Origin of the sequence: Micromonospora sp. AP08 (assembly GCF_008085935.1) — a bacterium.
Classification (GTDB): Bacteria; Actinomycetota; Actinomycetes; order Mycobacteriales; family Micromonosporaceae; genus Micromonospora; species Micromonospora chersina.
This window is the reverse complement of record NZ_VSEZ01000004.1, coordinates 36,988-62,292: the sequence shown is the minus strand read 5'-3', so window position 1 is coordinate 62,292 and position 25,305 is coordinate 36,988. Positions and strand designations below refer to the sequence as shown.

At 74.5% G+C, this 25,305-nt stretch carries 24 protein-coding genes and 1 riboswitch; of the genes, 22 read left to right on the top strand and 2 right to left on the bottom strand.

The annotated features are described in order from the left end of the window. Positions 1-15: 15 nt before the first annotated feature. From FXF50_RS08730 to FXF50_RS08660, 15 genes are all read left to right on the top strand, one after another. Complete coding sequence (locus FXF50_RS08730; protein ID WP_148426719.1) at positions 16-1,032, top strand: quinone-dependent dihydroorotate dehydrogenase; 1,017 nt, start codon at positions 16-18, stop codon at positions 1,030-1,032. A gap of 117 nt (positions 1,033-1,149) precedes the next feature. Then, positions 1,150-2,424, top strand: coding sequence for an adenosylmethionine--8-amino-7-oxononanoate transaminase (locus FXF50_RS08725; protein ID WP_148426718.1), 1,275 nt, complete (start codon positions 1,150-1,152; stop codon positions 2,422-2,424). 147 nt (positions 2,425-2,571) lie between these two features. Further along, positions 2,572-3,408 carry an orotidine-5'-phosphate decarboxylase gene (gene pyrF, locus FXF50_RS08720; RefSeq protein WP_148426717.1) on the top strand — a complete coding sequence of 279 codons (837 nt, stop codon included), beginning with the start codon at positions 2,572-2,574 and terminating at the stop codon, positions 3,406-3,408. A 179-nt stretch (positions 3,409-3,587) separates the two neighbouring features. Further along, positions 3,588-3,905 carry an integration host factor, actinobacterial type gene (gene mihF, locus FXF50_RS08715; RefSeq protein WP_013285515.1) on the top strand — a complete coding sequence of 106 codons (318 nt, stop codon included), beginning with the start codon at positions 3,588-3,590 and terminating at the stop codon, positions 3,903-3,905. Between the two features lie 25 nt (positions 3,906-3,930). After that, on the top strand, positions 3,931-4,464 hold the full coding sequence (locus tag FXF50_RS08710; RefSeq protein WP_148426716.1) for a guanylate kinase: 534 nt from the start codon (positions 3,931-3,933) through the stop codon (positions 4,462-4,464). Positions 4,465-4,510: 46 nt separating this feature from the next. Next, the gene (gene rpoZ, locus FXF50_RS08705; RefSeq protein WP_007075826.1) at positions 4,511-4,774 is read left to right on the top strand and encodes a DNA-directed RNA polymerase subunit omega; all 264 of its coding nucleotides are present in this window, start codon (positions 4,511-4,513) and stop codon (positions 4,772-4,774) included. A 15-nt stretch (positions 4,775-4,789) separates the two neighbouring features. Next, positions 4,790-5,998, top strand: coding sequence for a bifunctional phosphopantothenoylcysteine decarboxylase/phosphopantothenate--cysteine ligase CoaBC (gene coaBC / locus FXF50_RS08700; protein WP_148426715.1), 1,209 nt, complete (start codon positions 4,790-4,792; stop codon positions 5,996-5,998). Between the two features lie 97 nt (positions 5,999-6,095). Then, positions 6,096-7,286: a methionine adenosyltransferase gene (gene metK, locus FXF50_RS08695; protein WP_255509956.1), complete on the top strand. Its 1,191-nt coding sequence runs from the start codon at positions 6,096-6,098 to the stop codon at positions 7,284-7,286. 59 nt (positions 7,287-7,345) lie between these two features. Then, positions 7,346-9,316 (top strand): primosomal protein N', encoded by a 1,971-nt coding sequence (locus tag FXF50_RS08690; protein WP_148426714.1) that lies wholly within the window; start codon positions 7,346-7,348, stop codon positions 9,314-9,316. Positions 9,317-9,540: 224 nt separating this feature from the next. Next, positions 9,541-10,524, top strand: a complete 984-nt coding sequence (locus FXF50_RS08685; RefSeq protein WP_148426713.1) for an AAA family ATPase — start codon at positions 9,541-9,543, stop codon at positions 10,522-10,524. 84 nt (positions 10,525-10,608) lie between these two features. Continuing rightward, complete coding sequence (locus FXF50_RS08680) at positions 10,609-11,883, top strand: cytochrome P450 (RefSeq protein WP_148426712.1); 1,275 nt, start codon at positions 10,609-10,611, stop codon at positions 11,881-11,883. Positions 11,884-11,925: 42 nt separating this feature from the next. Then, the gene (gene def / locus FXF50_RS08675; protein ID WP_148426711.1) at positions 11,926-12,486 is read left to right on the top strand and encodes a peptide deformylase; all 561 of its coding nucleotides are present in this window, start codon (positions 11,926-11,928) and stop codon (positions 12,484-12,486) included. Between the two features lie 5 nt (positions 12,487-12,491). Continuing rightward, positions 12,492-13,418, top strand: coding sequence for a methionyl-tRNA formyltransferase (fmt, locus tag FXF50_RS08670; protein ID WP_148426965.1), 927 nt, complete (start codon positions 12,492-12,494; stop codon positions 13,416-13,418). Then, positions 13,415-14,968 (top strand): RsmB/NOP family class I SAM-dependent RNA methyltransferase, encoded by a 1,554-nt coding sequence (locus FXF50_RS08665; RefSeq protein WP_255509955.1) that lies wholly within the window; start codon positions 13,415-13,417, stop codon positions 14,966-14,968. The genes fmt and FXF50_RS08665 overlap by 4 nt, the downstream gene beginning before the upstream one ends. Before the next feature lie 219 nt (positions 14,969-15,187). Further along, a complete protein-coding gene (locus FXF50_RS08660) occupies positions 15,188-16,927 on the top strand; it encodes a M28 family metallopeptidase (RefSeq protein ID WP_148426710.1) in 1,740 nt (579 codons plus the stop codon). 43 nt (positions 16,928-16,970) lie between these two features. Here the strand turns inward: FXF50_RS08660 and FXF50_RS08655 are convergent, their stop codons facing one another. Further along, positions 16,971-17,861 carry a septum formation family protein gene (locus FXF50_RS08655; protein ID WP_148426709.1) on the bottom strand — a complete coding sequence of 297 codons (891 nt, stop codon included), beginning with the start codon at positions 17,859-17,861 and terminating at the stop codon, positions 16,971-16,973. 87 nt (positions 17,862-17,948) lie between these two features. Beyond that, the gene (locus FXF50_RS08650) at positions 17,949-18,836 is read right to left on the bottom strand and encodes a septum formation family protein (protein ID WP_148426708.1); all 888 of its coding nucleotides are present in this window, start codon (positions 18,834-18,836) and stop codon (positions 17,949-17,951) included. Positions 18,837-19,094: 258 nt separating this feature from the next. Between FXF50_RS08650 and rpe the strand changes: the two genes are divergently transcribed. The 7 genes from rpe to ribH all read left to right on the top strand — a co-directional run bounded on the left by rpe (position 19,095) and on the right by ribH (position 25,291). After that, a complete protein-coding gene (gene rpe / locus FXF50_RS08645; protein ID WP_148426707.1) occupies positions 19,095-19,775 on the top strand; it encodes a ribulose-phosphate 3-epimerase in 681 nt (226 codons plus the stop codon). Beyond that, positions 19,669-20,733 (top strand): response regulator, encoded by a 1,065-nt coding sequence (locus tag FXF50_RS08640; RefSeq protein ID WP_187399588.1) that lies wholly within the window; start codon positions 19,669-19,671, stop codon positions 20,731-20,733. The genes rpe and FXF50_RS08640 overlap by 107 nt, the downstream gene beginning before the upstream one ends. Positions 20,734-20,814: 81 nt before the next feature. After that, a riboswitch (FMN riboswitch) is annotated at positions 20,815-20,987 on the top strand. Between the two features lie 169 nt (positions 20,988-21,156). Continuing rightward, complete coding sequence (gene ribD / locus FXF50_RS08635) at positions 21,157-22,218, top strand: bifunctional diaminohydroxyphosphoribosylaminopyrimidine deaminase/5-amino-6-(5-phosphoribosylamino)uracil reductase RibD (protein ID WP_148426705.1); 1,062 nt, start codon at positions 21,157-21,159, stop codon at positions 22,216-22,218. Between the two features lies 1 nt (position 22,219). Next, positions 22,220-22,831: a riboflavin synthase gene (locus tag FXF50_RS08630; RefSeq protein WP_148426704.1), complete on the top strand. Its 612-nt coding sequence runs from the start codon at positions 22,220-22,222 to the stop codon at positions 22,829-22,831. Next, positions 22,831-23,526, top strand: coding sequence for a nicotinamide riboside transporter PnuC (gene pnuC / locus FXF50_RS08625; RefSeq protein ID WP_148426703.1), 696 nt, complete (start codon positions 22,831-22,833; stop codon positions 23,524-23,526). Before FXF50_RS08630 ends, pnuC begins: the two co-directional genes overlap by 1 nt. Continuing rightward, entirely contained in the window at positions 23,523-24,788 is a 1,266-nt protein-coding gene (locus FXF50_RS08620; protein ID WP_148426702.1) for a bifunctional 3,4-dihydroxy-2-butanone-4-phosphate synthase/GTP cyclohydrolase II, read from the top strand. Before pnuC ends, FXF50_RS08620 begins: the two co-directional genes overlap by 4 nt. Before the next feature lie 2 nt (positions 24,789-24,790). Next, complete coding sequence (ribH, locus tag FXF50_RS08615) at positions 24,791-25,291, top strand: 6,7-dimethyl-8-ribityllumazine synthase (protein WP_148426701.1); 501 nt, start codon at positions 24,791-24,793, stop codon at positions 25,289-25,291. Positions 25,292-25,305 lie beyond the last annotated feature (14 nt).

The following is a 25,305-nucleotide window of genomic DNA, read 5'->3' as shown; positions in this document are numbered from 1 at the left end:
GGGGGTGGGTGCGGCGTGATCTTCGAGAAGGTCGTGCGGCCTCGGTTGTTCGGGATCGGCGGTGGGGACGCCGAGGCGGCGCACGAGTGGACGTTGGAGCGGCTGGCCTCCGTGTCCCGGCGGGCGGCCGTGCTCAGGGCGCTGCGGGCGCGATACTTCCGGGCTGCGCCGCGGACGGTGTTCGGGGTGGACTTCCCGAACCCGGTGGGGCTGGCGGCCGGGATGGACAAGAACGGGGTGGCGCTGCCGGCGTGGCCGGCGCTGGGCTTCGGCTTCGTCGAGGTCGGCACCGTCACCGCGCACGCCCAGCCGGGCAACCCCCGGCCCCGGCTGTTCCGCCTGCGCGACAGCGAGGCCGTCGTCAACCGGATGGGCTTCAACAACGCCGGGGCGGAGGCCCTCGCGGCCCGGCTCGCGGCGCTGCCGCGCCCGATCGGCGTGCCGCTGGGCATCTCGCTCGGCAAGTCCAAGGTGACCCCGCTGGACGAGGCCGTCGAGGACTACCTGGCCTCCTACCGCGCGCTGAAGGGGCACGGGGACTACTTCGCGGTCAACGTGTCCTCGCCGAACACCCCGGGGCTGCGGTCCCTTCAGGACCGGTCCCACCTGGACGCGCTGCTCTCGGCCCTGGTGGGGGAGAAGCCGGTGCTCGTGAAGATCGCCCCCGACCTCACCGAGCCGGCGATCGCCGAGCTGCTGGAGGTCTGCCTCGACCGCGGCGCGGCCGGGGTGATCGCCACGAACACCACGCTGGCCCGCGACGGGCTCGCCCCGGCCGACCGGGCGCGGGGCGCGGAGACCGGGGGCCTCTCCGGCCGCCCGCTGGCCGCCCGCGCCCGGGAGGTGGTCGCCTTCGTGCACCGGGAGACCGGCGGCCGGCTGCCGGTGATCGGCGTCGGCGGCATCCTCGACCCGGACGACGCCGCCCGGATGTTCGACGCCGGCGCAAGCCTGATCCAGCTCTACACCGGCTTCATCTACCGCGGCCCGGCCCTGGTCCGGGCAGCCGCCGAAACGACCGCCGGACGCTGACCCCCACCTCCACGCGATCTTGCAGTTATCGCCCCGGCACACCGGTCATTCCGGTCACAGCGGGGGCCGGAACTGCAAGATCGCGGGGGAGAGGGGAGGGAGGGGAGAGGGGAGACCGTGACGCCTGACGAGATCCTTGCCGTTGATCGGCGGCATGTCTGGCATCCGTACGCGGCGCTGCCGGCGGCCAGTTCGCCGTACGTCGTGGAGAGCGCCCAGGGAGTGCGGCTGCGGTTGGCCGACGGGCGGGAGCTGGTCGACGGGATGTCGTCCTGGTGGGCGGCGATCCACGGCTACCGGCACCCGGTGCTGGACGCCGCCGTCACCGACCAGCTCGGCCGGATGAGCCACGTGATGTTCGGCGGCCTCACCCACGAGCCCGCCGTACGCCTGGCCCGGACCCTGGTGGAGCTGGCCCCGGACGGCCTGGAGCACGTCTTCCTGGCGGACTCCGGGTCGGTCAGCGTCGAGGTGGCCGTGAAGATGTGCCTCCAGTACCAGCGGGCCGTGGGGCGGCCGGAACGCCGCCGGCTGGGCACCTGGCGGGGCGGCTACCACGGCGACACGTTCCACCCCATGAGCGTCTGCGACCCCGAGGGCGGCATGCACCACCTCTGGGGCGACGTGCTGCCCCGGCAGGTGTTCGCCCCGGTGCCGCCGGCCGGTTTCGACACCGCGCCCGACCCGGCGTACGAGGCGGCGCTGGTGGACGCGGTGGAGCGGCACGCGGCTGAGCTGGCCGCGGTGATCGTGGAGCCGGTGGTGCAGGGCGCCGGCGGGATGCGGTTCCACCACCCGCACTACCTGCGGGTGCTGCGCGAGGTGACGCGGGCGCACGGCATCCTGCTGGTCTTCGACGAGATCGCCACCGGCTTCGGCCGGACGGGCACCATGTTCGCCGCCGAGCACGCCGGGGTCGCTCCCGACGTGCTCTGCGTCGGCAAGGCGCTCACGGGCGGCTACCTCACCCTGGCCGCGGCGCTCTGCACCCCGGAGGTGGCGCGGGCCATCTCCGCCGACGGGGTGCTGGCGCACGGCCCGACCTTCATGGGCAACCCGCTCGCCTGCGCGGTCGCCAACGCCTCCCTGGGCCTGCTGCGCGCCGGGGACTGGGCGGGGCGGGTGGCGAGGATCGCCGACGGGCTGCGGGCCGGCCTGGAGCCGTTGCGCGGCGCCCCCGGCGTGGCCGACGTGCGGGTGCTGGGCGCGATCGGCGTCGTGCAGCTCGACCACGAGGTGGACATCCCGCGGGCGACCGCCGCCGCCGTCGGGCAGGGCGTCTGGCTGCGCCCGTTCCGGGACCTGATCTACACCATGCCCCCGTACGTCACCGACGAGGCGGACGTGGCCCGGATCGCGGCCGGGATCGAGGCGGCGGTCAAGGCGGGCTGAGCCGGGCGGGAGGCCACCGGCGACCGGCGTCCGGTGGCGGCAGGACGGTCCGGCCACCGTGTGGCGGCCGGGACAGGAGCACGAGCGGCGGCGCACCCGTCGCCGGACAGCGCGGCGCGAGACCGCGCGAGGGAGAGGGAGAGTCGCATGGAGACCTTCGGCGCCCGCCTGCACCGGGCCGTGGCCGAGCGGGGACCGCTCTGCGTGGGGATCGACCCGCACCCGGGGCTGCTCGCCCGCTGGGGACTGTCCGACGACGTCGATGGCCTCGACCGGTTCTGCCGGATCGTGGTGGAGGCGATCGGGGACCGGGTGGCGGTCGTCAAGCCCCAGTCGGCGTTCTTCGAGCGCTTCGGGTCCCGTGGTGTCGGAATTCTTGAGTCAACTATCCGACAGTTGCGAAATTCGGGCTCGCTCGTTCTGCTCGACGTCAAGCGCGGCGACATCGGCTCGACGGTCAGCGCGTACGCCTCGGCGTACCTCGATCCATCCAGCCCGCTGTATGTCGACGCGGTCACCGCGAGTCCCTATCTGGGAGTAGGTTCGCTCGCGCCGATGTTCGAGCTGGCCGCCGCGCACGGCGGCGGGGTGTTCGTCCTGGCCCTCACCTCGAACCCCGAGGGCGCCGCCGTGCAGCGGGCCGTCGGGGCCGACGGGCGCACCGTCGCGCAGACCGTCATCGACGAGATTTCCCAGCTCAACCGGGGTGCCGAGCCCCTCGGCAGCTTCGGTCTGGTGGTCGGCGCGACGATCGGCGACACCGGCCACGACCTCGCCGCGGTGAACGGTCCGCTGCTCGCCCCCGGGCTCGGCGCGCAGGGCGCGACGGCCGCCGACCTGCGTACCGTGTTCGGCTCCAGCCTGCCCTCGGTGCTGCCGTCCTACTCCCGGGAGGTGCTGGGCGCGGGGCCGGACCAGGAGGCTCTGCGGGCCGCCACCGACCGCGTGCTGGCCGAGTGCCGGGCCGCCCTGGCCACCTCCTGACTGACTGACGGCTCGGTCACTTTCCGTTGATCTTCGCGCGTCCACGTTGCCGAAAACTCCGTTGACCGCTAGTTTTCCCCGCGCTGGGAACCACGGACCCCTTTGGTTGCCAGCGACACCACGTTTCACAGATGCGGCGGTGCGCCCCGCCCGTCGTACTAGGGACCTGAGGAGAACTGGTGCCGCTCCCGTCACTGACCCCCGAACAGCGCGCTGCCGCGCTGGAGAAGGCCGCGGAGATCCGCAAGGCCCGTGCTGAGCTGAAGGAGCAGCTCAAGCAGGGCAAGACCACCCTCGCCACCGTCCTCGAGCGGGCCGAGTCCGACGACGTCGTGGGCAAGCTGAAGGTTTCGGCCGTGCTCCAGGCGATGCCGGGCATCGGCAAGATCCGAGCCACCCAGATCATGGAGAAGCTCAAGATCGCTGACAGCCGCCGGCTGCGTGGCCTGGGCGAGCAGCAGCGCAAGGCGCTGCTTGGAGAGTTCGCCGCCAACTGAACGGCTCACCGTGTAGAAACAAGCGGTGAGCATGGATGACGAGGCGCGCCCGGCGGCTCGGCTCACTGTCCTGGCCGGACCTTCTGGGGCCGGCGGGGGGAGTGTCGTCGAGCTGGTCCGGGCGCGCCTCCCGTCCGTGTGGGTGCCGGTGGCCGCGACCACCCGGCCGGCCTGCCCCGGCGAGGTGGACGGCGTCGACCGGATCTTCCTCGACGCGACCGGCTTCGACCGCATGGTCGCGGCCGACGAGCTGCTGGAGTGGAGCCGGATCGGGCCGTACCGGCGCGGGGTGCCGCGCGCGGGCGTGCGGTCCCGCCTCGCGCAGGGTCAGCCGGTGCTGCTCCCGCTGGACCTGCCGGGCGCGCTCGCCGTCCGGGCCGTCGTCCCGGACGCCCGGCTGGTGCTGCTCACCCCGCCGGCGTACCGGCCGGACCCGGCCGTCGCGGCCGCCTTCGCACACGCCGTGCTGCACGACCGGACCGAGCGCGCGGCCGAGGAGCTGGTAGGCTTGCTCGGTTCTTCCTTCCTGGCTCCGGCCCGACCGCGCCCGAGCGGTTGAGAGGCCACCGCCTCCGGGCGGTGCACAAAGACGCAGAGGTTATTTCGTGGGATCCATCGCCAACCCCGAGGGCATCACCAACCCGCCGATCGACGAGCTCCTCGAGAAGACCACCTCGAAGTACGCGCTGGTCATCTTCGCCGCCAAGCGCGCGCGCCAGGTCAACGCCTACTACAGCCAGCTCGGTGAGGGCCTGCTGGAGTACGTCGGCCCGCTGGTGGAGACCACCCCCCAGGAGAAGCCGCTCTCCATCGCCATGCGCGAGATCAACGCGGGTCTGCTCACCGCCGAGCCGACCGACCAGCCGTAAGCCCCGCCCGCGCCGATGGCCGCCGAGATCGTCCTCGGGGTCGGCGGCGGCATCGCCGCCTACAAGGCGTGTGAGCTGCTCCGGCTCTTCACCGAATCCGGCCACCGGGTCCGGGTCGTGCCGACCGCGTCGGCGCTCCGGTTCGTCGGGGCGCCGACCTGGGCCGCGCTCTCCGGCCAGCCGGTCGCCGACGACGTCTGGTCCGACGTGCACGAGGTGCCGCACGTCCGCCTCGGGCAGCACGCCGACCTCGTCGTGGTGGCGCCCACCACCGCCGACCTGCTCGCCAAGGCCGCCCACGGCCTCGCCGACGACCTGCTCACCAACACCCTGCTGACCGCGCGCTGCCCGGTGGTGCTGGCGCCGGCCATGCACACCGAGATGTGGGAGCACCCGGCCACCGTCGCCAACGTGGCCACCCTGCGGTCCCGGGGCGTCGTGGTCGTCGAGCCCGCGGTGGGCCGCCTCACCGGCAAGGACACCGGCAAGGGGCGACTTCCCGACCCGGGCGAGATCTTCGCGGTCGCCCGCCGGGCCCTCGCCCGCGGCGGCGCCGCCCCCGCCGACCTGGCCGGCCGGCACGTGGTGGTCACGGCCGGCGGCACCCGGGAGCCGCTCGACCCGGTCCGCTTCCTCGGCAACCGCTCCTCCGGCAAGCAGGGCTACGCCTTCGCCCGCGCCGCCGTGGCCCGCGGCGCCCGGGTCACCCTGGTCTCGGCCAACGTCGCGCTCGCCGACCCGGCCGGCGCGGACCTGGTCCGGGTGGGCAGCACGGAGGAGTTGCGCAAGGCGACCCTGGAGGCGGCCGCCGACGCGGACGCCGTCGTGATGGCCGCCGCGCCCGCCGATTTCCGCCCGGCGACGTACGCGCCCGGTAAGATCAAGAAATCGGACGACGGCAGTGCGCCCACCATCGAGCTGGTGACCAACCCGGACATCGCGGCCGAGCTGGGCCGACGCCGGCGGCCGGAGCAGGTGCTGGTGGTCTTCGCGGCGGAGACCGGCGACGCCGAGGCCAACGGCCGGGCCAAGCTGGCCCGCAAGCGCGCCGACCTCATCGTGATCAACGAGGTCGGGGTGGACAAGGTGTTCGGGGCCGAGACCAACGCCGCCACGGTCATCGGGGCGGACGGGTCGGTGCACCGGATGCCCGAGCAGCCCAAGGAGGACCTGGCCGACGCCGTCTGGGACCTCGTGGCCGCCCGGTTGCGGGAGCGGTCCTGATGGTTGGTCACTCTCCGGTTCCCCGGGTCACCCTGGGAGCACGGTGACTAAACTGCCGCCGAGCGACCTTAAAAGTCTTCACATGCTTAGGAGTGCCGTGACACGTCTCTTCACGTCCGAATCGGTCACGGAAGGCCACCCGGACAAGATCGCCGACCAGATCAGTGACGGCATTCTCGACGCACTGCTCGCCCAGGACCCGCACAGCCGCGTCGCGGTCGAGACGCTGATCACCACGGGCCAGGTGCACGTCGCCGGCGAGGTGACCACGAAGGCGTACGCCGACATCCCGACCATCGTGCGGGACACCATCCTGTCGATCGGCTACGACTCGTCGAAGAAGGGATTCGACGGCGCCTCCTGCGGCGTGAGCGTCTCCATCGGCGCCCAGTCGCCGGACATCGCCCAGGGCGTGGACAACGCGTTCGAGCTGCGTACCGGCTCGTCGGAGAGCGCGCTGGACGCGCAGGGCGCCGGCGACCAGGGCATGATGTTCGGCTTCGCCTGCTCCGAGACGCCCGAGCTCATGCCGCTGCCGATCGCGCTCGCCCACCGGCTGGCCCGCCGGCTCGCCCAGGTGCGCAAGGACGGCACGATCCCCTACCTGCGGCCCGACGGCAAGACCCAGGTGACCATCGAGTACGACGGGCTGCGCCCGGTCCGGCTCGACACCGTCGTGGTCTCCAGCCAGCACGCGGCCGACATCTCGCTCGAGTCGCTGCTCACCCCGGACGTCCGCGACCACGTCATCACCCCCGAGCTGGAGGGCCTCGGCCTGGACACCGAGGGCTACCGGCTGCTGGTCAACCCGACGGGGCGCTTCGAGATCGGCGGCCCGATGGGCGACGCCGGCCTCACCGGCCGGAAGATCATCGTCGACACGTACGGCGGCTACGCCCGCCACGGCGGCGGTGCGTTCTCCGGCAAGGACCCGTCCAAGGTGGACCGCTCCGCCGCGTACGCCATGCGCTGGGTGGCCAAGAACGTGGTCGCCGCCGGCCTGGCCGAGCGCTGCGAGGCGCAGGTCGCGTACGCGATCGGCAAGGCCCACCCGGTGAGCCTCTTCATCGAGACCTTCGGCACCGAGACCGTGCCGGTCGCCTCGATCGAGAAGGCCGTCGCCGAGGTCTTCGACCTGCGCCCGGCCGCGATCATCCGGGACCTCAACCTGCTCCGCCCGATCTACCAGCAGACCGCCGCCTACGGCCACTTCGGCCGGGAGCTGCCGGACCTGACCTGGGAGAGCACCGACCGGGCCGCCGACCTCAAGTCGGCCGCGGGAGCCTGACCGGCACCAGGCGCGGCGACCGGCGACCCGCCGACGGGTCGCCGGTCGCTCGCGTCTGCGTGGACGTGCCCCTGCCGCACCTCGACCGCCCCTTCGACTACCTCGTTCCGGACACCCTGGACGCCGACGCCCGTCCCGGGGTGCGGGTGAAGGTCCGCTTCGCCGGGCAGCTCGTCGACGGCTGGCTGCTGGAGCGTGTCGCGGAGTCGGCGCACCCGAAGCTGGCATACCTGGAGAAGGTGGTCTCCCCGGTGCCGGTGCTGGCGCCGGAGGTGGCCGAGCTGGCCCGCGCGGTGGCCGACCGCTACGCCGGCAGCCTCGCCGACGTGCTCCGGCTCGCCGTCCCGCCCCGGCACGCCCGGGTAGAGAAGGACGTCACCGCGAAGGCCCCCGCCGGCGCCACCCCGCCGGCCCCCGCCGATCCCGCCACCCCGGCCACCGGCTCCGCGGACACCGGCCCGGGCGCTGCCGACCCCGTCGACCCGCGCGGGTGGCGGGACTACCCGGCCGGTCCGGCGTTCCTGCGCGCCCTCACCGCCGGCCGGGCCCCCCGGGCCGTCTGGTCGGCGCTGCCCGGCGAGGACTGGGCCGACCGGTACGCCGACGCCGTGGCCGCCACCGTGGCCGGCGGCCGGGGCGCCGTGATCGTGGTGGCCGACGCCCGGGACCTGGACCGGCTGGACGCCGCCCTCACCGCCGTCCTCGGGCCGGGGCGGCACGCCTGCCTCTCCGCGGCCGCCGGACCGGCCCGCCGCTACCGTGCCTTCCTGGCCGCCCGCCGCGGCGACGTGCCCGTGGTGATCGGCACCCGGGCGGCCATGTTCGCTCCGGTCGAGCGGCTCGGCCTGGTCGCCGTGTGGGACGACGGGGACGACCTGCACGCCGAGCCCCGGGCGCCCTACCCGCACGCCCGGGACGTGCTGCTCACCCGGGCCCAGCTCGTCGGGATCGCGGCCCTGGTCGGCGGGTACGCCCGCACCGCCGAGGCCCAGCTCCTGGTGGAGACCGGCTGGGCCCGCGAGGTGGTCGCCGACCGGGCGACCGTACGGGCCCGGATGCCGGCCATCGCACCCACGGGGGACGACCCGCACCTGGCCCGGGACCCGGGCGCCGCCTCCGCCCGGCTGCCCAGCCTGGCCTGGACCACCGCCCGGGACGCGCTCCGCGCCGACCTGCCGGTGCTCGTGCAGGTGCCCCGCCGCGGCTACCTGCCCTCGGTGGCCTGCGCAGACTGCCGGGCCCCGGCCCGCTGCCCGCACTGCGCCGGGCCGCTGGGCCTGCCGTCGGCCGAGGGGGCGCCCGCCTGCCGCTGGTGCGGCCGGGTCGCCGCCGCGTACGCCTGCCCGGAGTGCGGCGGGCGGCGGCTGCGCGCCTCGGTCACCGGGGCCCGGCGGACCGCCGAGGAGCTGGGCCGGGCGTTCCCGGGGGTGCCGGTGCGCACCTCGGGGCGGGAGGAGGTGCTCGCCACCGTGCCGGCGGGCGCCGGCCTGGTGATCGCCACGCCCGGCGCGGAGCCGGTCGCGGAGGGTGGCTACGGGGCGGTGCTGCTGCTCGACTCGTGGGCCCTGCTCACCCGGGCAGACCTGCGGGCCGGCGAGGAGGCGCTGCGCCGCTGGCTGGCCGCCGCGGCGCTGGCCCGGCCCGGCCCGGCGGGCGGCCGGGTGGTGGTGGTCGCCGACGGCGCCCTGGCGCCGGTGCAGGCGCTGCTGCGCTGGGACTCCGCCTGGTTCGCCACCCGCGAGCTGGCCGAGCGTCGCGAGCTGGGCTTCCCGCCGGCGGTGCGGATGGCCAGCGTCACCGGCGTGGCCGACGCGGTGGCGGACCTGCTGGCCGGCGCCGCCCTGCCCGACGGCGCCGAGGTGCTCGGCCCGGTGCCGGCCGACGAGGGGCGGGAACGGATGCTGGTCCGGGTGCCCCGGGCGCGGGCCGCCGCCCTGGCCGGGGCGCTGCACGCGGCCGCCGGGCAGCGCAGCGCCCGCAAGGCGGCCGACCCGGTGCGGCTCCAGATCGACCCGCTCAGCCTGTTCTGAGCTGGCCCGCCACCCGTGACGTGGCGCACCCGGGCCGTCGCGTACGGTCGTGACCTGGGGTTTGTCGGACACCTCGTCCGGCAAATGGGTGGACGACGCGTGATAGCATCGCCCGTCATGCCCAGGCGCACGACGGCTCCCGGGCGCGGCGCGGCGCAGGGGGTGCGTCGAGCCGACGCGGATTCGATGATGTCAATCAGCCGGTGATCAGGGGTGGACCAGTCGTGACCGTTCGTCAGTCGATCGTCTTCAACGGTGACCTCGGCAGCGGCAAGAGCACCGTTTCCGTCGAGATCGCCAAGCGGCTGGGGCTGCGCCGGGTCAGCGTCGGCGATCTCTACCGCGAGATGGCCCAGAAGCGGCAGATGACCGCCCTCCAGCTCAACCTGCACGCCGAGCTGGACCAGGCCGTCGACGGCTACGTCGACCAGCTCCAGCGGGACATCGCCGCCTCCGGCGAGAGCCTGGTGATGGACTCCCGGCTGGCCTGGCACTTCTTCACCGACGCGCTCAAGGTGCACATGATCACCGAGCCGACCGAGGCGGCCCGGCGGGTGCTGGCCCGCCCGTCCGGCCCGGCCGAGAGCTACACCTCGCTGGAGGAGGCGAAGGCCAAGCTCCGCGAGCGCAGCGAGAGCGAGCGCGGCCGGTTCATCGTGCGCTACGGCGTCGACAAGGCCCGGCTGCGCAACTACGACCTGGTCTGCGACACCACCCGGGCCACGCCGGAGCAGGTGATCCAGCACGTCATCGACGTCTACGAGGGCCGGCTCGGCGCGGACGTGCTGCGCGAAGGCCAGCCGCTGCTGCTGCTCGACCCGGCGCGGGTCTACCCGACCGAGGACATCACCACCCTGCGCGGGCTGTGGGACTCGGAGTTCGTGGGTGAGGTGGCCGGGTCCGGCGACGAGGCCCTGGAGCCGGTGAACATCGGCTACACCGGCGAGTACTTCTTCGTGGTCGACGGCCACCGCCGGCTCAGCGCGGCCCTGCAGAGCGGCTTCCCGCTGGTCCCCGCCCGGCTGGTCGCCGAGGTGGAGGAGCCGGTGGTCGGCGGGATGAGCGCGGTCGACTACTTCGCCGCGCAGGCCCGGCCCGGCCTGATCCACGACTGGGAGGCCGCGCACGGCCTCCAGCTGCCGCTGCCCGAGCACGCCCTGCTGGGCGGGGGCGCCGTGCTGGCGGGGGAGCCGGGCGCCGGCGCCTGAGGCGTACCGCCCGGGCCGCGGGGGATCGCCGGATCGGGCGGGCGGGAGCATGATGGAGGCTTCCGAAGCCCGGGGAGGCCGACCGTGGACCCTGCCGACGCCCTCGCGCTGCTGCTGTCCCCCCAGGGTCGGGTGAACCCCTACCCAACCTACGAGCGGCTGCGTGGCTACGGCCCGGTGGTCCAGGCCGGGCCGGCGTTCCATCTGGTCACCGGCTACGCGGAGGCCGACGCGATCCTGCGCGACGCCCGGTTCGGGGTGATGGACGACGACCTGCGCGACCAGTTCCTCCCCGGCTGGCGGGACAGCCCCGCCGTCGCCTCGATCTCCCGGTCGATGCTGCGCACCAACCCGCCGGACCACAGCCGGATGCGCCGGCTGGCGGCGGGCGCCTTCAGCCCGCGCCGGATCGCCGCCATGCGGGACGTGGTCGAGGCGCAGGCCGACGAGCTGGTCGACGGGATGGTGGCCCGCGCCCGGGCGGGGGAGCCGGTCGACTTCATGGCCGAATTCGCGTACCCCCTGCCGGTGGCGGTGATCTGCGCGCTCCTCGGCGTGCCGGCGGCGGACCGGCCGCTGTTCCGGCGCTGGGCCACCGACCTCACTGGTGTGCTGGAGCCGGAGATCAGCCCCGACGAGCTGGCCCTGGCCGACCGGGGCGCCACCGAGCTGCGCGACTACTTCACCGACCTGGTCGCGGCCCGCCGGCGCGCCCCGGCCGACGACCTCACCACGGCTCTGGTCCAGGCCCACGACGGCGACGGCGATCGACTCTCCGGCGACGAGCTGCTGTCGAACCTGGTCGTGCTGCTGGTGGCCGGCTTCGAGACCACCACCAACCTGCTCGGCAACGGCCTCGTGGTGCTGCTCGACCACCCGGCCGAGGCGGCGACCCTGCGCGAGCGCCCCGAGTTCGCCCCCGGCTACGTCGAGGAGCTGCTGCGCTACGACTCTCCGGTGCAGCTCACCTCGCGGATGAGCACCGCGCCGACCCGCTACGGCGGGGTGGACCTGCCCGCCGGGAGCTGGCTCATCGTGCTGCTCGGTGCGGCCAACCGGGACCCCGGCCGCTACCCGGAGGCCGACCGGTTCGACCCGTGGCGCCCCGCGGTGCACGCGCTCTCCTTCGGCGCCGGCCCGCACTACTGCCTGGGGGCTGGCCTGGCCCGGTTGGAGGCGCAGGTGGCGTTCCCGCTCCTGCTGCGCCGGCTGCCCGGCCTCGCCCTGGCCGGGCCGGGCGAGCGGCGGGTCCGGCTCACGCTGCGCGGATACGCCACCCTGCCGGTCACCGTGGGTGACGAAGCGTCCCCGGTCACCGATCGCGGTACGCCGGCCGGGGCGACCGGATCGACTCCGTAGACTGGTACGGCACCACTCGTCCCAGACAAGGAGCCACTCCGCGTGACCGTTCAGCCCATCCGTCTGTTCGGCGATCCGGTGCTGCGCACGCCGGCCGACCCGGTCGTCGACTTCGACGCCGAGCTGCGCAAGCTCATCGCCGACCTGACCGACACGATGCGCGAGCAGAGCGGCGCCGGCCTGGCCGCGCCGCAGCTCGGGGTGGGCCTGCGGGTGTTCACCTTCGACGTGGACGACGTCCTCGGCCACCTGGTGAACCCGGTGCTGGAGTTCCCCGACTCCGAGGAGCAGGACGGCCCCGAGGGCTGCCTGTCCATCCCGGGGCTCTACTTCGACACCAAGCGCCGGCAGAACGTCATCGCCAAGGGCTTCAACGGCTACGGCGACCCGCTGCAGATCGTCGGCACCGGCCTGATGGCCCGCTGCGTGCAGCACGAGACCGACCACCTCGACGGGGTGCTCTTCGTCGACCGGCTCGACCCGGCCGGCCGCAAGGAGGCCATGAAGGCGATCCGCCAGGCCGAGTGGTACGACGCCGCCGCCCCGCCGACCGTCAAGCTCAGCCCGCACGCCGTCGGCAACCCGTTCGGCCTGGGGCGGTGACCCGGATGCGCCTGGTCTTCGCCGGCACGCCCGCCGTCGCCGTGCCCGCGCTGGACGCCATCGCGGCCTCCGGCCACGAGCTGCTCGCCGTCGTCACCCGCCCCGACGCCCCCGCCGGCCGGGGGCGGGGCCTGGTCCGCTCCCCGGTCGGCGCCTGGGCCGACGCGCACGGCGTCGAGGTGCTCACCCCGGCGCGGCCGCGCGAGCCCGAGTTCCTCGACCGGCTCCGCGAGCTGGCCCCGGACTGCGTGCCGGTGGTCGCCTACGGCGCGCTGGTGCCGCCGGCGGCGCTGGAGATCCCCCGGCTCGGCTGGATCAACCTGCACTTCTCGCTGCTGCCCGCCTGGCGCGGCGCGGCGCCCGTGCAGCACGCCGTGCTGCACGGCGACGAGCTGACCGGTGCCAGCGTCTTCCAGCTGGAGGAGGGCCTGGACACCGGCCCGGTCTACGGCACCGTCACCGACGAGGTGCGGCCCGCCGACACCTCCGGCGACCTGCTGGAGCGGCTCGCCCACTCCGGCGCCGGGCTGCTCGTGGCCGTGCTCGACGCGCTGGAGGCCGGCACCGCCCGGGCCGAGCCGCAGCCGGCCGACGGGGTCTCCCTCGCGCCGAAGCTCACCGTCGAGGACGCCCGGGTCCGCTGGGCCGACCCGGCCTTCGCCGTGGACCGCCGGATCCGTGCCTGCACCCCGGCCCCCGGCCCGTGGACCACCTTCCGCGGCGACCGGGTCAAGCTCGGCCCGGTCACCCCGGTGGCCAACGGCCCGGAGCTGAAGCCCGGCGAGCTGCTGGTGGAGAAGGCCCGCGTGCTGGCCGGCACGGGCACCGTGCCGGTGCAGCTCGGCGAGGTGCGCGCGGCCGGCAAGAAGGCCATGTCGGCCGGCGACTGGGCGCGCGGCGCCCGGGTCGCCGCCGGTGAGGTGCTGGCGTGACCGGGCCGTCCGAGCCCGGGCGTTTCTCCGACGGCCCGCGTGGCGGCCGCTCCGGCGAGGCCGGCCGCGGCGGCGAGCGGGACCGGGGCCGCCCGGAGCGCGGTGAGCGCCCGGGGCGCCGGGGTGACGGGCCGCCGCGCGAGGGGCGTTTCGGCGCCGACCGGCGCGGCGGCGCACGGCGTCCGGCCCGTCCGGCCGTGGACCTGCCCCGGCACGTCGCGTACCAGGCGATCGCGGCGGTGCACCGGGACGACGCGTACGCCAACCTGGTGCTGCCGGCGATGCTGCGCGACGAGGGGCTGACCGGCCGGGACGCCGCGTTCGCCACCGAGCTGACCTACGGCACGCTGCGCCACACCGGCACCCTGGACGCGATCATCACCGACGCGGCCGGTCGGGACGTGCAGCGGATCGACCCGCCGGTGCGGGACGCGCTGCGGCTCGGGACCTACCAGCTCCTGCACACCCGGGTTCCGGCGCACGCGGCCGTGTCGTCCACCGTGGACCTGGTCCGCACGGTCGGTCCCGGGGCCACCGGCTTCGCCAACGCGGTGCTCCGCGAGGTGGCCGGCCGTGACGCGGACGGCTGGGTGGCGAGGCTCGCCCCGTCCGAGGAGACCGACCCGATCGGCCACCTGGCGCTGGCGTACAGCCATCCGCAGTGGATCGTGCGGGCCTTCGCCGAGGCGCTCGGCGGCGACCTGCGCGAGACCGCCCGCCTGCTCATCGAGGACAACGAGCGCCCGCCGGTGCACCTGTGCTCCCGGCCGGGCCTGGCCGACCCGGTGGCGCTGGCCGACGAGGTCGGCGGGGCGCCGGGCGCCTTCTCGCCGTACGCGGTCTACCTTTCCGGCGGCGCCCCGGGCGAGCTGGCGGCGGTGACCGAGGGGCGCGCGCACGTCCAGGACGAGGGCTCCCAGCTGGTGGCGAACGCCCTCGCCGTGGCGCCGCTGGACGGGCCGGACGGCCGCTGGCTCGACCTGTGCGCCGGCCCGGGCGGCAAGGCCGGCCTGCTGGGCGCCCTGGCCGCGGAGCGCGGCGCCCGGCTGACGGCGGTCGAGGTGGCCGAGCACCGGGCCCGGCTGGTCGCCCAGGCCACGAGGGGCCTGCCGGTCACCGTGCTGCACACCGACGGGCGCACGGTCGGGGCCGATCCGAAGCTGCCGGAGGGGCACTTCGACCGGGTGCTGGTCGACGCCCCGTGCACCGGGCTGGGCTCGCTGCGCCGCCGGCCGGAGTCCCGCTGGCGCCGCCAGCCGTCGGACCTGCCGCCGCTGACCCGGTTGCAGCGTGAGCTGCTCACCGCGGCGCTGCGCGCGGTCCGGCCGGGCGGCCTGGTCGCGTACGTGACCTGCTCGCCGCACACGGTGGAGACGCACGTGACGGTGACCGAGGCGTCCCGCCGGTGCGGCTTCCCGGTCGACTTCGTCGACGCCCGCCCGCTGCTGCCCGCCGGCATGCCCGGGCTGGGGGACGGCCCCACGGTCCAGCTGTGGCCGCAGCGGCACGGCACGGACGCGATGTTCCTGGCGGTGCTGCGCAAGGGCTGAGCGCGGACCCGGCCACCGGGTCGAATGTCCACAGGTGAACCCCAAAGCGGGACCGGCGACGCCGGTCCCGCTTTGTGTCATGTGACGGCACCGTTGACTCCTTCATCGATACATGTAACTGTTCCGATCACCGGTCCGCCGACACCGAGGCTCCCACCGGGGTCCACGGGTCGCGCCACCCCGCCAGCACGTCCCCGCCGACCCCCACGAGGAGTCTCCATGAGACGCAGAACGCCGACCGCGGGCCTCGCGCTCGCCCTCTTCGCCGCCGTGACGACGACCCTCACCACCACGGCCGCCTCCGCCGCCCCCGCACCGGTGAGCGCCGCCCCCGCGCTCGTCGCCGCCGCGCCGGACATCTCGGTGACCAACGTCCAGGCCCACCTCACCCAGCTCAACACGATCGCCACCAACAACGGCGGCACCCGGCGGGCCGGCTCGGCCGGCTACACCGCCTCGGTCAGCTACGTGAAGGCCAAGCTCCAGGCCGCCGGCTACACGGTCACCGAGCAGTACTGCTCCGCGTGCACCTACCCGTCGAACAACCTGATCGCCGAGTGGCCGCAGGGCCCGGCCGACCAGGTGGTCATGTTCGGCGCGCACCTGGACAGCGTCTCCGCCGGCCCGGGCATCAACGACAACGGCTCCGGCTCGGCCACCCTGCTGGAGAACGCGCTGGTCCTCGCCCAGCAGAACCCCAGCATGACCAAGCGGGTCCGGTTCGCCTGGTGGACCGACGAGGAGCAGGGCCTCAACGGCTCGGAGTTCTACGTCAACTCGCTCAGCGCCACCCAGCGCGGCTACATCAAGGGCTACTACAACTTCGACATGGTCGGCTCGACCAACGGCGGCTACTTCATCAACCGGCTCACCTCCACCACGGCGGCGCCGCTGAAGGCGTACTGGGACTCGCTCAACCTCCAGCCGGAGGAGAACGTCGAGGGCCAGGGCCGCTCCGACGACTACTCCTTCCAGCAGGCCGGCATCCCCACCTCCGGCTACGCGGCGGGCGCCAGCGCCCGCAAGACCGGCGCGCAGGCCACCAAGTGGGGCGGCACCGCGAACGTGGCGTACGACTCCTGCTACCACCGCTCCTGCGACACCACGAGCAACATCAGCGCGACGGTGCTCAACCGCAGCGCCGACGGCGTGGCGTACGCGATCTGGCAGCTCGCGGTCGGCGGCGGCACCCCGACCAACGACTTCTCCGTCGCGGTGAGCCCGGCCTCCGGCAGCGTCGCCCGGGGCGGCTCGACCACCGCCACCGTCAGCACCGCCACCACGAGCGGCAGCGCCCAGACCGTGAGCCTGTCGGCCACCGGCGCCCCGAGCGGGGTGACGGTGAGCTTCAGCCCGTCGTCGGTCACCTCGGGCGGCTCGGCCACCATGACGGTCAGCGCCTCCGCGACGGCCACCACCGGCACCTTCACCATCACGGTCACCGGCGCCGGGTCGGTCACCCGCAGCGCCGCCTACACCCTCACGGTGACCGGCGCCGGCGGCTGCACGGGCGGCCAGCTCATCGGCAACAGCAGCTTCGAGTCGGGCAGCGCGCCGTGGACGGCGTCGTCGGGTGTCATCACGAGCTCGTCGAGTCAGGCGGCGCGGACGGGCTCGTACAAGGCGTGGCTGGACGGGTACGGCAGCACCCACACCGACACGCTGTCGCAGTCGGTGAGCATCCCGGCCGGGTGTTCGAGTTACACCCTGTCGTTCTGGCTGCACATCGACTCGGCCGAGACGACCACGAGCGTCGCGTACGACAAGCTGACCGTGCAGGTCGGCTCGACGACCCTGGCGACGTACTCGAACCTCAACAAGGCGAGCGGCTACGCGCAGCGCAGTTTCAACCTGGCGGCGTACGCCGGGCAGACGGTGACGCTGAAATGGACCGGGGTGGAGGACGCCTCGCTCCAGACCAGCTTCGTCATCGACGACGTCACACTCCAGGTCGGCTGAGCGACCCGGGCGGGGTGGGCTCGCGGGCCCACCCCGTTCCCGCTCAGGTGACCGGCAGGGCCTTGCTGCCGCCGCCCTTGAGCGAGCGGGTCAGCGTCCGGTCGGAGACCCAGAGGAAGCACTGCACGCCGCGGTCGCCGTCGTTCCACTCCTCCTCGAAGGGGTGGTAGATGATCGTGCCGGCCCGGTAGACCATGTCGCCGTTGTTCGGCACCTTCACGTACTTGGCGATCAGCCCGCGGCAGCCCTTGTGCGCCCGCAGCGAGGTGCGCTGGAACTCGGCGTAGCTGATGTCGGGGAAGCGGTAGACCCCGACGAACTCGGCGTGGTGCTTGGCGGTGCAGGCGACGGGCTGCATCTCCTCCACGTGGTCCTTCTTCAGCTTCGGGTTGAAGCAGCCCAGCGCCAGCGGCGAGCCGGCCTTCAGGGCGTTGCGCAGGCTGCCGCTGCGCGCGGTGACGCTGCCGTCGTCCAGACCGGCCACCTCGGAGACGTCGCAGCGGAACCAGCGGGCCCCGCCGGTCCAGGCCAGGGCCGACGGGAAGACCACCGACAGGCGCAGCCGCCCCGCGTGCCAGTCCGCGCCGACCGCCTTGTTGACCTGTCTGGTGCACTCGGCGTGCGCGGTCCGGGTGCCGGCCGAGCCGGCCCGCGGGGGAGCGCTGCGTTCCGCGTCCGGGCCGGTGAGCGTGCCCACGTGCAGCGTCTCGGCGCGGTGCGTGGTCGCGCAGTCGACCGGGTTGTAGCCGCTGAGGTAGCCGACGTCCTGGATGGTGCGGTGGCAGGCGCCGGAGTCGGGCACGAAGGCCGTCGGGGCGCCGAAGGCGGGCCAGTCGTCGGCCAGGTCGCGGTCGACCCCGGCCGGCGCGCCGCAGCCGCCCAGTGCCACCGCCGCCGTCACGCCCACGGCGACCGCCGCCCACCATCGCCGCATCGCGACCGACCTCCCCGCCGTCCGTGGTCGGGCCACCGGCGCCGCGCGCCGGGTACGCCTCGGCGGTGCAGCATACGGCACCGGGGCTCAGATGACGGGTAGTCCCTCGGGGCCGGCCCCGCGCATCGACCGGGTCAGCTTGCGGTCGTCGCTCCACAGGAAACAGCGCACCCCCCGGTCGCCCTCCTCCCACTCCCGCTGCGAGGGCGGATAGAAGATCGAACCGGCCCGGTACGGCAGGTCGGCGTTGTTCGGCACGGCGGCGAACGCGGCGATGAGCGCCATGCAGCGGCGGTGCACCTCCGGGGCCGCCCGGGTGAAGTCCGGCCAGGTCCGGTCCCGCTCCTCGTAGACGCCGACGAACTCGGCCCGGTGCGGCTCGGTGCAGAGCACCGGGGCCATGTAGTTCAGGTTCTCGCCGATCAGCTTGGGGTCGAAGCAGCGGTGCACCAGCGAGTTGTCGCCCACCATGGCGCCGCGCAGGCTGCCCAGCCGGTTGACCGGCCGGGTGTTGTCGATGCTGTCGGTCTCGGCCAGGTCGCAGCGGAACCAGCGGGCCCCGGCCACCCAGGCGGTCACCGGGGGCAGCGCGATGTTGAGGGTGAGCCGGGCGGAGTGCCAGTCCCCGCCGATCACTTCGCGGGCCCGCTGGTCACACTCGGCGCGGGCGGTGCGCAGCGCGGGCGAACCCGGCTCCGGCCGGGCGCCCTGCGCCGTCGGCCCGGTGAAGGTGCCGACGTGCACGGCCTCGGCCAGATGGCTGCCCGCGCAGTCCACCGTCTCGTAGGTGGCGGCCTGCACCACCGCGGTGAGCCGGGGCAGGCAGGCGTCCGTGGCGGGGACGAACAGGCGCGGCGCCGGCAGCGCGGCCCAGTCGTCGGTGAGGTCCCCGTCGGCCCGGTGCGGCGGGACGCAGCCGGCCAGGACCACCGTCGCCGTGCCGGCCAGCGCCAGCGTCAGGAGCCACCGTCGCATCGTCCGCCCTTCCCGGGAGATGACAGCCGGTCGTCACGGCCCGTGCGGCGTTCCCCGCGACAGGCGAGCAGCATACGTGACCGTCCCTGTAGGAGTTTCGCCCCGTTTCGATCGATCGGCCAGACGCGGATGGCTTCTCGTGTCGATTTCCCGCGCCGGACGGGCCGATTCTGCACCCGGGGTCACGGCTGGGTCACAGCGGGTTCCCGGCGGTGCCGCCCTGCGGGCGGCGGGTGACGGCGTTCGTACACTGGCCCCGTGACCGCACCGCCGCTGATCGTCGCGCCCAGCATCCTGGCCGCCGACTTCGCCCGCCTCGCCGACGAGGTCCGCGCCGTCGAGCACGCCGCCGACTGGTTGCACGTGGACGTCATGGACAACCACTTCGTGCCCAACCTGACCATCGGGCTCCCGGTGGTGCAGAGCCTGCGCGCGGCGACCGAGCTTCCCTTCGACGTGCACCTCATGATCGAGGACCCGCGCCGCTGGGCGCCCGGGTACGCCGACGCCGGCGCGTACAACGTCACGTTCCACGCCGAGGCGTGCGACGACCCGGTGGCGCTGGCCAAGGACCTGCGCTCGGCCGGGGCGAAGGCCGGGCTGGCGATCGACCGGGACACCCCGATCGAGCCGTACCTGGACCTGCTGCCCAGCTTCGACACGCTGCTGATCATGACGATCAAGGCGGGCTTCGGCGGCCAGCGGTTCATCCCCCACCTGCTCGACAAGGTGCGCGCCGCCCGGCGGCACATCGCGAGCGGCCACCTGGAACTGCGCATCGAGGTGGACGGCGGCATCGCCGCGGACACCATCGAGCAGGCCGCCGCGGCGGGTGCCGACGCCTTCGTGGCCGGCACCGCGGTCTACGGCGCCGACGACCCGGCCGAGGCGGTCCGCCGGCTGCGCGGCCTGGCGGAACGCGCGACGACCGGGGCCTGACGTGGACCCGGCCGGCGACCGACCCGACGTCATCCTGGTCGTCGACGACGACGAGGACATCGCCCGCTTCGTCGAGTTCAACCTCCGGCTGCACGGCTTCGAGGTGCTGCACGCCGGCGACGGCCAGGAGGCCCTGGAGGTCATCGAGCGGCACCGGCCGGACCTCGCCGTGGTCGACCTCATGATGCCGCGGATCGACGGCCTGGAGCTGACCCGCCGGCTGCGCGCCGACCCGATGACCTCGGCCCTGCCGGTGATCATGCTGACCGCCAAGGGGATGACCTCCGACAAGGTCAACGGCCTCAGCGCCGGCGCCGACGACTACCTGGTCAAGCCCTTCGACACCGCCGAACTGGTCGCCCGGGTCAGCTCCACGCTGCGCCGGAACAAGGAGTTCCGGGAGGTCTCCCCGCTGACCGGCCTGCCCGGCAACAGCCGGATCCGGCGGGAGATCAGCGACCGGGTGCGCAGCGGCGTCGACTACGCCGTCGGCTACATCGACATCGACCGGTTCAAGAGCGTCAACGACCGGTACGGCTTCGTCCGCGGCGACGAGTTCATCTCCGCGCTGGCCCGCAGCCTGCACCGGGCGGTGGTCTCGATCGGGCTGCCGCCGGCCTTCCTCGGCCACGTCGGCGGCGACGACTTCGTCATCGTCTGCACCCCGTCCCAGGTCCGGCCGCTCACCAGCCGGGCCGTGGTCGACTTCGAGACGGCCGCCGACGCCCTCTACGACCCGACCGACCGGGAGCGCGGCTTCGTCGAGCTGAAGGACCGGCGGGGCAACATCCGCCGGGCCGCCCTCGTCACCCTCTCCATCGGCGTCTCCCTCTCCGACTCCGGCAAGCGCTTCACCGACCCGCTCGAGGCGATCGCCGTCGCCTCCGAGATGAAGACGGTCGCCAAGAGCCAACCCGGCTCATACGTCGCGGTCGACCGGCGCCGGGGCGTGACGTGACGATCCGGCCCGCGCTGTGAGGTAGCTCGCCTCTGTGGCGCGACCCGCCGCCCGGCGTGTAAGACTTCCGGTGTACCCACCACGCGCTGGCGGGGCTCGGTGAAATTCCGAACCGGCGGTGATCCACGGTCCGACCGTGGTAAGCCCGCGACCCGGACGGCTTCGGCCGGACGGTGGACCTGGTGAGAATCCGGGGCCGACGGTTGGGGTGCGGCTCGTCCGCCCCCAGAAAGTCCGGATGGGAGACAGCGCGCGGGACGGGGAGGGCCCTGCCGGGCGCTGAGCACCCTCAGCCGCCGCGTGGGCTCCCCGGGGCCGGCTGTGCCGTCCCCGGATCTCCGCCGCCGCGTGTCCGCGGCACCCGTGCCGCCTTCTCCCTCAACCGCCCGCGCGTGACCGGCGAGCGAGAGGACAGGGCTGGCGATGGCGAGCGTCTCCGTGGACGAGGCGATGCGTCGCGCGATCGCGCTGGCCGCCCGCGGCCTCGGCGCCACCAGCCCCAACCCGGTGGTCGGCTGCGTCCTGCTGGACGCCGACGGCGAGGTCGCCGGCGAGGGCTTCCACGCGTACGCGGGCGGTCCGCACGCCGAGATCGTCGCGCTGGCCCAGGCCGGCAAGCGTGCCCGCGGCGGCACCGCCGTGGTCACCCTGGAACCCTGCGACCACACGGGCCGCACCGGCCCCTGCAGCCACGCGCTCATCGCGGCCGGCGTCGCCCGCGTCGTCGTCGCCGTCCCGGACCCCAACCCGGTCGCCTCCGGCGGCGCGGCCACCCTGCGGGCCGCCGGCATCCAGGTCGAGGTCGGGGTACGCGCCGAGGAGGCCGAGGCCGGCAACATCGCCTGGCTCACCTCGATGCGCCGCGGCTGGCCGTACCTCATCTGGAAGTACGCGGCCACCCTCGACGGGCGCTCCGCCGCGGCCGACGGCACCAGCATGTGGATCACGTCCGAGGCGTCCCGGATCGACGTGCACGCCCTGCGCGGCACCGTCGACGCGGTGATCGCCGGGGTCGGCACCGTGCTCGCCGACGACCCCCGGCTCACCGCCCGCAACCTGCGCGACGGCACCCTCGCCATCCGGCAGCCGCTGCGGGTGGTGGTGGACAGCTCGGGGCGTACCCCGGCGCAGGCCCGGGTCCGCGACGGCGCCGCCCGCACCTGGGTGGCCACCGCCGCGGAGGTCGGGGCCGGCCCGGACGGCCGGGTCGACCTCGCGGCGCTCCTCGCCGAGCTGCACCACCGCGGCGTGCGGGCCGCGCTGCTGGAGGGCGGCCCCACCCTGGCCGGCGCGTTCCTCGCCGCCGGCCTGGTCGACAGGATCGTCGGGTACGTCGCGCCGAAGCTGCTCGGCGCCGGCCCGACCGCGCTGCTGGACGCCGGCGTGACCACCATCGCCGACGCCATCGACCTGGAGCTCACCGACGTCACGCAGGTCGGCCCCGACCTGCGGATCACCGCGCTGCCCCGGAAGAGGGAGGCCTGACATGTTCACCGGCATCGTCGAGGAACTGGGCGAGATCGTCCGGACCACCGACACCGGAGGTGACTCGGCGCTGGTCGCGGTCCGCGGCCCGCTGGTCACCTCGGACGCCCGGCACGGCGACTCCATCGCGGTCAACGGGGTCTGTCTCACCGTGGTCGACGTCTCCGACGGCGTCTTCACCGCCGACGTGATGGGGGAGACGCTGCGCCGCACCGCGCTCGGCGCGCTGCGCCCCGGCGACCCGGTCAACCTGGAGCGGGCCGCCGCGCTGAACAGCCGCCTCGGCGGCCACCTCGTGCAGGGGCACGTCGACGGGGTCGGCGAGGTGCTGAGCCGGGAGCCGGCCGCGCAGTGGGAGACGGTCCGGTTCCGGCTGCCCGCGGGCCTGTCCCGCTACGTGGTGGAGAAGGGCTCGATCACCGTCGACGGCATCTCGCTGACCGTCGCGGGGGTCGGCGACGACTGGTTCTCGGTCGGGCTGATCCCCACCACCCTCAAGCTCACCACCCTCGGCGCCAGGGGCGTCGGCGACCCGGTCAACCTCGAGGTGGACGTGCTGGCCAAGTACGTCGAGCGGCTGCTCGGCGACCGCGCGGCGGGAGGCGACCGCTGATGGGCCCGCTCGGCTGGCTGCTCGACGCCCAGGTGCACGTGGCCGGCTCGCCGGTGCTGGTCCGGGAGATCGTCGGCAACGTCTTCGGCCTCGCCTCGGCGCTGCTCGGGCTGCGCCGGCTGGTCTGGGCCTGGCCGGTCGGCATGATCGGCAACGCGCTGCTGTTCACCGTCTTCCTCGGCGGGGTGTTCGCCACCCCGCAGGCGCACGACCTCTACGGCCAGGCCGGCCGGCAGGTCTTCTTCTTCGCGGTCAGCGTCTACGGCTGGTGGCGCTGGTCGCGCAACCGCCGTGCCGGCGGTGGGGAGCAGCCGGCGGTCACCCCGCGCTGGGCCACCTGGCCGGAGCGGCTGGGCCTGCTCGCCGCCGCGGTGGTCGGCACCGCGGCCGCGTACCCGGTGCTGGCCGCGCTGGGCTCCTGGGGGCCGTTGCCGGACGCCTGGATCCTCGTCGGCAGCCTGCTCGCCACCTACGGCATGGCCCGCGGCTGGGTGGAGTTCTGGCTGGTCTGGATCGCCGTCGACGCGGTGGGCGTGCCGCTGCTGCTCCAGGGCGGCTTCTACCCGTCGGCCGCCATGTACCTGGTCTACGGCGGGTTCTGCGCCGCCGGCCTGTACGCCTGGTGGCGCACGTCCCGGGCCACCCCGCCCGCCCGCACCCCGATCCCGCCGACGTACTCGGAGGCAGTGGCATGAGCAGCTTTGGCAGCATCGAGCAGGCGGTGGCGGACATCGCCGCCGGCCGGCCCGTCGTCGTGGTCGACGACGAGGACCGGGAGAACGAGGGCGACCTGATCTTCGCGGCCGAGCTGGCCACCCCGGAGCTGGTCGCGTTCATGGTCCGCTACACCTCCGGCTACATCTGCGTGCCGCTCACCGACAGCGAGTGCGACCGGCTGGACCTGCCGCCCATGCACCACACCAACCAGGACCGGCGGGGCACCGCGTACACGGTGACCGTGGACGCCCGGGAGGGGATCAGCACCGGCATCTCCGCCGCCGACCGGTCGCACACCATCCGGCTGCTCGCCGCCGCGTCGACCGACCCGACCGACCTGGCCCGCCCCGGGCACGTGGTGCCGCTGCGCGCCCGCCAGGGCGGGGTGCTGCGCCGCCCCGGGCACACCGAGGCGGCCGTGGACCTGACCCGGCTCGCCGGGCTGCGCCCGGCCGGGGTGCTCTGCGAGCTGGTCAACGACGACGGCACCATGATGCGCCTGCCCGACCTGGAGAAGTTCTGCGCCGAGCACGGGCTGACCCTGGTCACCATCGCCGACCTGATCGCCTACCGGCGGCGCACCGAGAAGCAGGTCGAGCAGGTCGCCGAGGCGCGGATGCCCACCCCGTACGGGGTGTTCCGGGCGCTCGGCTACCGCGCCGAGCACGACCCGGCCGAGCACGTGGCGCTGGTCATGGGCGACCTGGGCGACGGGAAGGACGTGCTGGTGCGGGTGCACTCCGAGTGCCTCACCGGTGACGTCTTCGGCTCGCTGCGCTGCGACTGCGGCCCGCAGTTGCAGGCCGCGCTGGCCCGGGTGGCCCAGGAGGGCCGGGGCGTGGTGCTCTACGTGCGCGGGCACGAGGGGCGGGGCATCGGCCTGCTGCACAAGCTCCAGGCGTACCAGCTCCAGGACCAGGGGCGGGACACCGTGGACGCCAACCTCGACCTGGGCCTGCCGGCCGACGCGCGGGACTACGGCACCGGCGCGCAGATCCTCTACGACCTCGGCGTCCGCTCGATGCGGCTGCTGACCAACAACCCGGCCAAGCGGGCCGGCCTGGAGGGGTACGGCCTCACGGTGAGCGGCCGGGAGGGGCTGCCCGTGCGGTCCAACCCGGAGAACGTGCGCTACCTGCGGACCAAGCGGGACCGGATGGGCCACCTCCTGGAGGGGCTGGACGAGGTGACCGAGGCGCCCATGGGCCGCCCGGTCGCCGGCGACGAGATCGGAGCGTAGACATGGCGGGTTTCGGCGAACCGGGCGTCACCGTGGTGGACGCCGCCGGGCTGACCGTCGGCATCGTGGCCGCGCGCTGGCACGGTGACCTCACCGACCACATGGTCGACCGGGCGGTGGCCGCGGCCGAGGCGTGCGGCGCACGGTCCGTGGTGGCCCGGGTGGCCGGCTCGGTGGAGCTGCCCGTGGTGGCGCAGGCCATGGCCCGCCGGTACGACGTGGTGGTCGCCCTCGGCGTGGTGGTGCGGGGCGCGACCGCGCACTTCGACTACGTCTGCCAGTCGGTCACCGAGGGGCTGACCCGGGTGGCGCTCGACGAGGGCAAGCCGGTGGCCCACGGGGTGCTCACCGTGGAGACCATCGAGCAGGCCCGGGACCGGGCCGGGCTGCCCGGCTCGGCGGAGGACAAGGGCTGGGCGGCCACCGTGGCGGCGCTGGACGCCGCGCTGGCCGTTCGCGGCCTGGACGCCACCAGCGGCAAGCGGGTCGGTTTCGGCGTCTGAACGCCGTCCGGCCG